Here is a 2,277-nt window from a genome sequence, read left to right on the forward strand (position 1 = left end):
AATTTATAGAGGCCGCCTGGCAGAAGCTCTTTTTTGACCAGGTAATACTGCTCATCATACGGAATGGCTTCCTTGTCCGTTTCCTGTACCTGGATACCCCGCCAATCATCTAATTGCACCGGCTCCCATTTTTTAGAAATGGCCGAGGCCAGGGCTGCATCCAGTATGGCATTTACTACGTAGCCATCGTAAAAGGTTTCACGGGGTGCACGGTTTTCTTCCAATGCATCAAACATATCGGAAAACATATGCGGATAACCCAGTTCATGCGCTTCATCGCCTACGGGAAATAACCAGCCAGAAGCCTGTTCGGCTTTTTCCGCCACATATCCAGCTTTGTTGCCTGCCACGTACATTTCAAACCCGGTTCGTAAAAAACTGTTCAACCAGATAGATCCCTCCGTTCCCATTACTTCATCTCTTAGATCCATCCCTCCCCTGAAGGTCCAGCTGACTTCGAACTGTCCAATGGCGCCATTGGCGTATTTCACCAGACCTATGGCATGGTCTTCGGCTTCTATGGGATGCACTTGCGTAGCAGCCCAGCACATGACTTCTATAGGGCGGATGTTTTTCCCGATCAGGTTTCTGCTGATCTCCACGCAATGACAAGCCAGGTCAATGATGGCTCCGCCCCCTGATAACTCTTTATTCCAGAACCAATCGCTGTGCGGACCGGGATGCGCTTCTCTCGATTTCGTCCATAATACCCTGCCAATTGCCCCATTTGCAACGGCCTCAAATGATTTCAGGATCTTTGGGGTATAACAAAGGTCTTCCAGGTAACCAGCAAATACGCCGGCTTTTTCCACGCTGTCTAACATGGCTTTGGCCTCGGCTGCATTTCTGCCAAGAGGTTTGGTACATAATATTGGTTTTCCTGCCGCGGCCGCCAGCTCAACAGCTTCGGCATGCAAGTGATTGGGTAAGGCAATCAGTACGACGTCTGTAGCAGGATCTTCGATCGCCGTTTTCATATTATCGGTGCATGCCGGAACCCTAAAATCAGCTGCAAATTTTTCGGCAGTTTTCCGGGTTCTGGAATAAACGATGTGGATGCTGTCCTTTCTTCTTTGAGCATGTAAGGTACTGGCATAAAAACGGGCAATAAACCCGGCACCCAAAAGAGCAATTTTCATATAATGGCAGCTTTGTTTCCTGATAAACCGTTCAATTACATAGTTAAGAATTTATCAAAATAATTGAAGCCCTTTTTTCTTTAATATATAAACTATCTTAGCCTTATATTGTATAATATAAGCCAATTTTATTCAAAATATGTTAGGTGTACGCCCAATTGTTCAAAAATTACCGTTAGCAGGAGAAACTTCTTTTATTGCCAGTACATTTCGTACGCCCTATTTTGAAACTCCCTGGCACCAGCATATCGAATACGAAATATCACTTTTCCTGGAGGGACATGGAATGTGTTTTGTCGGTAATTATGTTGGTGAGTTTAAGGCCGGCGACCTTTTTCTGCTTGGTAAAAACCTGCCTCATGCATTTTATAAAAATGAAGGTATTCAAACAGCCGCTTCCTTAGTGGTACAGTTTACGGAAGATTTTTGGGGACAAGGCTTTTTAAAAATTCCGGAAACCCAGGCCATTTATAAACTCTTGTCCGCTTCTATGCAGGGAATTCGTTTAAGTGGCGACCGGCTGCCTGAATTAGCAAAATCACTTATTCAACTCGAATCAGACCAGGGTTTTTCACGATTGCTGAATCTGTTGCAATGCCTCAAGCTTATGGAGGAAAGCTGTGAAAAGAGTTTTTTATCCACCCAGCAGGAATTTGCCAATAATGATAAGTTCAAACAAAGGCTCGATGAAGTTTTTGACTTTACGATCCGGAATTTTCAGCAGCGTATTACCCTGGAAGAGGTGGCCGCTATAGCACATCTAAGCGTTACTGCATTTTGCCGGTACTTTAAAAAATCAACGCAGAAGTCGTATGTTCAGTTTTTAACCGAGATCAGAATCGGTTATGCCTGTCAGCAATTACAGAGCACAGATAAATCCATCCTTGAAATCTGCTATGAAAGCGGTTTCAATTCCCCTGTTAATTTTAATAAACAGTTCTTTAAACTGAAAAAAACTACGCCGCGAAATTTCAGGATGAGTTTTTTAGAACCCCTCGGAAAATAAACGGCTGTTGTTTACTCCGTGCGAAGAGATTTTATAGGATTTGATAAGGCTGCTTTAATAGCCTGGAAGCTTACTGTTACCAAGGTTAGTAAAACTGCCAGTATAGCGGCCAAGGCAAATACCTGCCAACTG

2 protein-coding genes are annotated in these 2,277 nt (G+C 43.8%); one reads left to right on the plus strand and one right to left on the minus strand.

Annotated features, from left to right (window positions below):
* On the minus strand, window positions 1-1,139 hold a 1,139-nt coding region (locus A1D16_RS21570), incomplete at its 3' end, for a Gfo/Idh/MocA family oxidoreductase (protein WP_290713790.1).
* A gap of 139 nt (window positions 1,140-1,278) precedes the next feature.
* On the opposite strand from A1D16_RS21570, the gene A1D16_RS21575 reads away from it, so the two are divergent.
* Window positions 1,279-2,145: an AraC family transcriptional regulator gene (locus A1D16_RS21575; RefSeq protein WP_290713793.1), complete on the plus strand. Its 867-nt coding sequence runs from the start codon at window positions 1,279-1,281 to the stop codon at window positions 2,143-2,145.
* Window positions 2,146-2,277 lie beyond the last annotated feature (132 nt).

The sequence above is a fragment of the Flavihumibacter sp. CACIAM 22H1 genome, from assembly GCF_001601815.1.
GTDB lineage: Bacteria > Bacteroidota > Bacteroidia > Chitinophagales > Chitinophagaceae > Flavihumibacter.